The organism is Dolichospermum sp. LEGE 00246 (genome assembly GCF_015207865.1).
GTDB lineage: Bacteria > Cyanobacteriota > Cyanobacteriia > Cyanobacteriales > Nostocaceae > Dolichospermum > Dolichospermum heterosporum.
In genome coordinates this window covers 1-7,470 of the sequence record NZ_JADEWA010000268.1, presented here as the reverse complement: position 1 = coordinate 7,470, position 7,470 = coordinate 1, and the positions used below count along the sequence as shown (strand labels likewise).

Annotated in this window: 5 protein-coding genes; 3 read left to right on the top strand and 2 right to left on the bottom strand. The window is 38.7% G+C overall.

Annotation, left to right across the window (positions count from 1 at the left end; translation table 11 throughout):
• Positions 1–374: 374 nt before the first annotated feature.
• Positions 375–1,898 (bottom strand): bifunctional phosphoribosylaminoimidazolecarboxamide formyltransferase/IMP cyclohydrolase, encoded by a 1,524-nt coding sequence (purH, locus tag IQ228_RS16820; RefSeq protein ID WP_193963626.1) that lies wholly within the window; start codon positions 1,896–1,898, stop codon positions 375–377.
• Positions 1,899–2,215: 317 nt separating this feature from the next.
• Between purH and IQ228_RS16815 the strand changes: the two genes are divergently transcribed.
• Positions 2,216–3,694 (top strand): site-2 protease family protein, encoded by a 1,479-nt coding sequence (locus IQ228_RS16815; RefSeq protein ID WP_193963624.1) that lies wholly within the window; start codon positions 2,216–2,218, stop codon positions 3,692–3,694.
• Positions 3,695–3,836: 142 nt separating this feature from the next.
• Here the strand turns inward: IQ228_RS16815 and IQ228_RS16810 are convergent, their stop codons facing one another.
• Positions 3,837–5,054 carry a glycoside hydrolase family 10 protein gene (locus IQ228_RS16810; protein WP_027404900.1) on the bottom strand — a complete coding sequence of 406 codons (1,218 nt, stop codon included), beginning with the start codon at positions 5,052–5,054 and terminating at the stop codon, positions 3,837–3,839.
• 358 nt (positions 5,055–5,412) lie between these two features.
• Between IQ228_RS16810 and IQ228_RS16805 the strand changes: the two genes are divergently transcribed.
• Together IQ228_RS16805 and IQ228_RS16800 are read left to right on the top strand one after the other, a co-directional pair.
• Positions 5,413–5,916 carry a DUF4365 domain-containing protein gene (locus IQ228_RS16805; protein ID WP_193963622.1) on the top strand — a complete coding sequence of 168 codons (504 nt, stop codon included), beginning with the start codon at positions 5,413–5,415 and terminating at the stop codon, positions 5,914–5,916.
• Positions 5,913–7,094, top strand: a complete 1,182-nt coding sequence (locus tag IQ228_RS16800; protein ID WP_027404898.1) for a hypothetical protein — start codon at positions 5,913–5,915, stop codon at positions 7,092–7,094. The genes IQ228_RS16805 and IQ228_RS16800 overlap by 4 nt, the downstream gene beginning before the upstream one ends.
• Positions 7,095–7,470 lie beyond the last annotated feature (376 nt).

The window sequence follows — 7,470 nt, the reverse complement described above, 5'->3', positions numbered from 1 at the left end:
TCCCTGACCCTCCCCTACAAGGGAGGGAAAAGGAGCAGCTTTTATAATTGGAGAGGCTTTGAACTTGTTTTTTATATCATAAAAAAGTCCAGATTTTAGACGTTTTGAGTATATTTATTGTCAGAAAATTTTTAGTCCCATTAAAAAACGTCTGGGAGTGTTGCCGTGTTTCCACCCCAGACGTTTTTTAAACTTGCTCCTCACACACAAATATAATTTATCACCCTTTTCTGAAAATGGCAAGTACCTTAGACAACAATTTTAGAAATTGCTTGGAACAGGGAATAGGGAACAGGGAACAGGCAATAGGCAATAAGGTTTTTACCAATGACCAATTACCAATGACCAATTACCAATGACCCATTACCCATTACCTAATGCAAAAAGTGCCGTACACCAGTGAGAACCATTAATAAACCGAGTTCATTAGCGGCTTTGATAGAATCCTTATCCTTGAGACTGCCTCCGGGTTGGACAATGGCAGTAATTCCGGCTGCTGCGGCTGCTTTGACGGTATCATCGAAGGGGAAGAAGCCGTCACTAGCGAGGAATGCCCCTTGGGCTTTTTCTCCGGCTTGTTCGAGAGCGATTTTTGTCGAACCGACACGGTTCATTTGTCCAGCCCCGACACCTAAAGTTGTGCGATCGCTCGCAATGACGATAGCATTAGATTTAACGTGCTTACAAACTTTCCAAGCAAACAGTAATTCTGCTAACTCCCTGGGAGTAGGTTGACGTTCAGTGACAACTTGCCATTGACTAGGATCAGCAATGATATCATCAGCAGATTGGACTAAAAACCCACCAGCTACAGCTTTCACAGTTTCCTTTGGTCCAGTCAGCAAATCTGGTAAAATCAAAACGCGGACATTGCCTTTTTTAGTTAAAATTTCCTGAGCTTCCTCGTCACAACCAGGAGCAACCACGCACTCTAAAAACGTCTTCGTTAATTCCGTCGCTGTCGCTGCATCAACAGGACGATTTAAAGCCACAATTCCCCCAAAAGCCGAGATAGAATCAGCATTAAAGGCTTTTTGATAAGCGTCAAAAATTGTGTCTGCTTCCGCAGTTCCACAGGGATTAGTATGTTTGATAATTGTCGCCGCAGGACTGGCTGTAAATTCAGCAATTATCCGCCGTGCAGCTTCCAAATCTACCAAATTATTATAACTGAGTTCCTTACCTTGCAGTTTTGTCGCTGCTGCCCAACCTGTAGCTTCACTTCCCGTTTGATACCATGCTGCGGGTTGGTGAGGATTTTCTCCATAACGCAAAGATTGGAGTTGTGTACCGGAAATGGTAAATTCTTGTGCTTGTGTGCCAGCTAAATAAGATGCTATGGCATTATCATAACTAGCAGTGTGCAAAAATCCCTTTAAAGCGCATTTTTGGCGAAACTCTAAAGATGCTGCTCCATTTTGGCGTAATTCTTGCAAATACTCACCATATTGGGCAGGATCACATAATACCGTCAAATGGGCGTAATTTTTGGAAGAAGCCCTTAACATAGCCGGACCACCAATATCAATTTGTTCCACCGCGTCAGCTAAGGTAACACCTGGTTTAGCAATGGTTTCCGCAAAAGGATAAAGATTAACAACGACTAAATCAATGGGACGAATTTGATTATTTTCCAAATCTGTGACATCTTGGTCCACATCTCGCCGTGCTAAAATCCCCCCATGAATGCGAGGATGAAGAGTTTTCACCCGACCGCCTAAAATTTCCGGTGAACCCGTATAATCAGAAACCTTAGCAACTGGTATGCCGGCATCTTTCAGGGTTTTGGCTGTTCCCCCACTGCTGATAATATCAAAGCCAAATTCTTCAACCAAACTCCGGGCTAAATCAATTACACCAGTTTTATTAGATACACTCAGCAGGGCTAAACGCGCCATAATTCCCTAAATTCCTTTGGACTAAATTGCAAACAGAAGAACATTTTACCGAAAGGGTGTTAAAAGTTCATACCAAATTAAGATGAAACTGCATGGAATCAGATTTATAAGATAATTAAACGCAGATGAACGCAGATAAACGCGGATGAATGAATTTGATGATTCTGTGCCGCCTCACATAAAAATCATCTAAAATAATTGGGGCTTTATTCTCAAAAAACTGGATAATTCGGGCAGAATCCAAACAAAGTTATGATTAGTAGTGTATAGAAAACCGGACTTGTACTAGCTTCGGTCTCAATAGCAAAGGTTTAGAGATGTTTACTTCATCGGAAACTCCTATAATTGCAGCCATTGTGCTGATAGCGTCCGGCATTTTAGGCTGGGGCTTTTATCGTGCCAGACCTTTTGGTAAACTAGGCATCCTAGCCTGGTTACAATCAGTTGTCTTAATGACTCCCTGGCTTTTGTTCTTTGGATTATTTGCCGCTGGGATTTATATCAATATTGTTGGTATCTTGTTCTTGGTGGTAGCTTCCGCTGGATTGTATATTTTCCTCGGCAGAAAATTACGGGAAGCCGGTCAAGATGCTATTCTCAAGCAACGGGCAACAGAGCGACTTGCAGCCCAAGGCGATAAAGACAGTTCCGTTATAGTCCTCCCAGAACTACAATTAGAACCAACGCCCATACCCGAAGCAGATTTAAGCCTGATTAGAGGCATTTTCGGCATTGACACATTTTTTGCCACAGAAACTATTCCCTACCAAGAAGGAGTGGTTTTTAAAGGCAACTTACGCGGAGAACCAGAAGCCGTTCATAACCGACTGACAAAAAGTTTACGGGAACGCTTAGAAGATAAATATCGCCTATTTTTGGTAGAAAATACTGACGGAAAACCTGTCATAATTATTCTCCCTAGCCGCACAGACCCCCAACGCGCCCAGTTAGCACAAAAAGCTTTTGCAGTGATTTTGTTTATAGCAACTATCGCCACAAGCTTGGAAGTGGGAGGTATATTACAGAATTTCGATTTATTTAGTAATCCTGAACGCTTTGCAGAAGCTTTACCTATTGCTTTGGGTTTATCGGTAATTTTGATCTCTCACGAAGTTGGACATTGGTTATTGGCGCGTCGTCACCAAGTTAAATTAAGTTGGCCGTTCTTTTTACCAGCGGTGCAAATTGGTTCTTTTGGGGCAATTACTAGGTTTGAATCCCTTGTCCCTAGCCGTAAAGCCTTATTTGATATTGCTTTGGCAGGACCGGCTTTTGGGGGGATTACTTCTTTGTTATTACTGGTGATAGGGTTGCTACTTTCTCACCCAGGGAGTTTATTTCAATTACCCAATCAGTTTTTCCAAGGTTCGATTTTAGTCGGTAGTTTGGCACGGGTTGTCCTGGGTTCGGCTTTACAGTCTCCGGTGGTGAATATTCATCCTTTAGTGGTTATTGGTTGGTTGGGATTAGTTATCACTGCGTTAAATTTAATGCCCGCTGGACAACTGGACGGGGGGCGAATTGTCCAAGCGATTTATGGACGCAAAACCGCAGGAAGAACCACTTTTGCCACGATAGTTTTACTGGCTATCGTATCATTAGGTAATCCTTTGGCGATGTATTGGGCAATTGTGATTTTGTTTTTACAACGCGATTTAGAGCGCCCCAGTTTGAATGAAATCAGTGAACCAGATGATGCTAGGGCGGCTTTATGTCTTTTGGCTTTGTTTTTGATGATTGCTACTCTTTTACCTTTAACTCCGGCTTTGGCTGGGCGTTTGGGTATCGGTAGTTAGGAATAGAAGAATTATCTCGTTCCCATACTCTGTGTGGGAAAGAATTACAGAAGGCTCTGCCTTCAATGAAAAAAGAGGCAGAGCCTCTTAATAGCATTCCCAGTCGGAGACTGGGAACGAGATATTATCAATTAGCAATTTTCTAGGGTTTCCAATTTGCTAATAGGTTAGGGTAATTGCTGGGTGTGGGGAAGATTTTTTGCCATGTTTGTTGGCGTTGTTGGGGGTTTTCTTGGCTCATGTTCCAGAGGGTTTCGTAGAAGAAGAAGGAAACGCCGGCAAATTTTCGCTCTCGTACTTTTTCTATTTGGGTTTTGATTTGTTCCATTGGGACTGGGCGATTTTTTAAACCACTTAAAATGCCAATACTGACGGGAATATGAGTTTGGGCTAGTTTTACTTCTGGATATTCTAACTCGCTGATAAAGACGTTTAAATCATTACGATAAATTTGTAAAACTAGGTCTTCAACTATTCCCATTCTTTCCCATTTCTGCCAATCCGCTAGGAAGTATTCGTAGGAAAAACGCTGGGGATTAGGAGCAACGGAAACGATACAATCTTTTTTATTAGCTTTAATTGCTGTAAATACCCGCTTCATGAAATCGGTGATTTTGTTGGCTCTCCAACTTACCCATTCTGGATCTTTGGCGTTTGTGGGCGGAAGTTTACCTTGGTGTTCTTTTTTGTATAATGCTGTGGTATAGGCATCATATCCTAGTTCTGATGGTAAGCCGAAATGGTCATCAAATTGAATCCCATCAAGGTCATAGTTTTTGACTATTTCTACTATCAAATCTTGAATAAATTCTTGCACTTCGGGACGAAAGGGATTTAACCAAACTCGGTTATGTATGCCTTCTTTGACTATTTTTGTACCATTTCTACGATTTGTTAACCAAGTAGGACGATTTTTAGCGAGAAGTGAATCAGCAGGTGCCATAAAGCCAAATTCAAACCAGGGAATTACTGTTAAACTTTGTTTATGTCCCTCGGTGACTATCTCTTTGAGCATATCTCGCTTTTGGAGTCCGGGGGTAGGGTCAACTGATTTACCAATGACTTTGGCGGCGATTTTGCTAGGATAAAGTGTATATCCCCAATTCCAGACGGCGGGATAAACGGTATTAAAGTTGAGTTGATGTAATGTTCGTAAACTTTGTTTTAACCGTTCTTTCTCAAATAAAACGTCACTATCAATATTTGTTAACCATACTCCCCGTAATTCTGTGGATTTAGGAATTTGAGCATTTAGGGGGAATGATAGCATCATGAAAGCAACCATAATCACGGCCATCATAGCTGCTAAAAATCCCAGTTTTCTAGTTTGACGTTGCCATTTTAGAAATATTTTTTTCATTGGTTATCCTATTTTTGGGTAGTTGAATTTACTGTATTATGCTTTGTCGTATAAGTAGTGAGACAGAATTAATTACACAATATTATTGCGTAAGCGTTGCGTGGCGTTAGCCATATGGAACAAAGTGAAATGAAGCAATTCCAAGGGTTGTGATTGCTTCCCTTCGCTCGCAATGACTGTAAATATTTTTGTCCAATTACTTAATGCACTATCAGAAAGCGTTTGCACAAGGGTTTGAAGAAGGAATAGAAAAAGCTCAAATATTAAGGGTACAATAAACGACTGTGCAGAAAATTGAACAGAATTTAGTTATTATCTCCTTCACAGCCTGAAACCCTGATTATTTCATTGAATCTCCATGCATATTACTCAGTGTCAAGAGCAATTTGGCAACGCTTATATTCGTGTTATTACGGCTGTTTCAGGATATAGTATTTATAAACCAGAAGTAGATGATGACAGCATTGATTTGGGCATTGCAGCCAAAGGAGGTATGGGAACTTTTCGCTCACCTCGCCTAGAAATACAGTTAAAAGCCCCTTTTAGAAGGAATATCGTTGGTGCTGAAAGTATAAGTTATCCTTTATCTAGAAAAAACTATGACGATTTAAGATATACTAATGTTTATGTTCCCCGTATTTTAGTAATAGTTGTTTTAGCTGATGATATAAATAGCTGGTTGCACCAGTGTGAAGAACAATTAATTATGAAACATTGTGCTTATTGGACATCACTGAGAGGAGAAGAGGAATTACCTACTGGTCAAGAAAGTAAATCAGTGCGTTTATCAAGAGATAAAATATTCAATGTAGAAGCTCTAGAAAGTTTGATGCAAATAATCTCAAATGGTGGCACTCCATGAAAGCAACTATACAAGATATTGATATTATTAAATCTATAAATCCCTTAGAAGTTGCTGGCTATTTAAGAACTCAAGGTTGGCAACAAAAAAGCCAAATAAACGATATTGCATCTATTTGGACATTAGAAGTAGGTCAGGGAGAAAATGTTGAAATTCTATTACCTCTAAATCCTGATTTTCGAGATTTTACCACTCGAATGATGGAAGTTTTGCAAAATCTGGAAATTGTAGAACATCGTTCTCAGTTAGAAATAATAAATAATCTTAAAACTCCATTAGCAGAGATTATACAAATTTCAGTGAATCATTCAGCAATTATCAATGGGAGTATTCCTATATCTCAAGGAATTCAATTATTTGAATCAGCGAAAAAGCTGATGTGGTCTGCGGCTTCGTCTGCTGTAGAACCTAGACCTTATTTTAAAGGTTCATTTAGTGAAGTAACTGACTATATGCAAAAATTGCGTCTGGGTCATACTAAAGAAGGAAGTTATGTTCTCACTATTATTTCTCCATTACAAGTAGACAATTATCAATCTGAAGATTGCTTTGAAAGAAAAGTTACTAAAACTCTATTTCAAGCTTTGAATATTATTAGTTTAGCTCCTGAACAAAAGCTTTCTGAAAGAGAAAATGTTTTAGATAAAGCAATAGAAGAGGGTGTGAGTGCTAATTTATGTGATGCGTTATCACGGATGATAAATACTGCAACTGAACCGAATTTGAGTTTTAATTTAACAGGTTCTAAAATAATAGAACGTACATCTAATTTTCCTTTAGAGATAAAATTAAATAAACAAATTTTACCTGTTATTACAGAGGTTAAGAATAAACTGAAGTCTCGCACAGCTAATTTGGGTAGAAACAAAAAAATTACCCAACAAGATACGCTTATATTACCTTTATCTTCTCAGAAATTACTATTCCGTTCAGCAATTACAGGGTTAGTAATTAAGCTTGAATGGTTTGGTGGAGATGAAAAAGCAAAAGTTATTGTTATAACTATGATAGAAAATAGAGAAGAAGAGGTTGTTATTGAAGTTAATCGTCAAGATTATCTAATAGCAATTCAAGCTAATTTAGATCAACTTCCAATAATATGCAATGGTAGTTTGATAGAAGAAAATGAACAATTAATTGTGAGGGAAGTACAGAAATTTTCTATATTAAGAAAATAAGAGATAAAGTCATTAAAACCTCAACCTTCTCTGATTTTAGTGTCTTAATTTTTACATTGATTAATTTTTTTGAAAAAAGATAAAGGCCAATATAATATTGCTCCGCAACGTCAAGGGCGAACGCTACTACACGAGAGAAGTCCATCTTCATGGACTAATAGAGAATCAAGTATTTTACCCACGAAGGTGGATTTTACCCGTGTAGCCACGATTTCTAATCGCCCGAATGATGAAATTTAATAAGTAACTGTTCCTAAACAATCTTTGATAAAATCAATAATTATCTTAAAATAAACAAAATCATCAGCCTGTTTTCTTTGTTCACAAATCCATTTACAAAATTTCATTTTTTGAAATTCTTGAATTTGGTTTTCTT

Bases quoted from the DNA above. Each gene is read 5' to 3' on its own strand.
- IQ228_RS16805 (WP_193963622.1), top strand. From the start codon at position 5,413: ATGCATATTACTCAGTGTCAAGAGCAATTTGGCAACGCTTATATTCGT.
- IQ228_RS16815 (WP_193963624.1), top strand. From the start codon at position 2,216: ATGTTTACTTCATCGGAAACTCCTATAATTGCAGCCATTGTGCTGATA.
- IQ228_RS16800 (WP_027404898.1), top strand. From the start codon at position 5,913: ATGAAAGCAACTATACAAGATATTGATATTATTAAATCTATAAATCCC.
- purH (WP_193963626.1), bottom strand. From the start codon at position 1,898: ATGGCGCGTTTAGCCCTGCTGAGTGTATCTAATAAAACTGGTGTAATT.
- IQ228_RS16810 (WP_027404900.1), bottom strand. From the start codon at position 5,054: ATGAAAAAAATATTTCTAAAATGGCAACGTCAAACTAGAAAACTGGGA.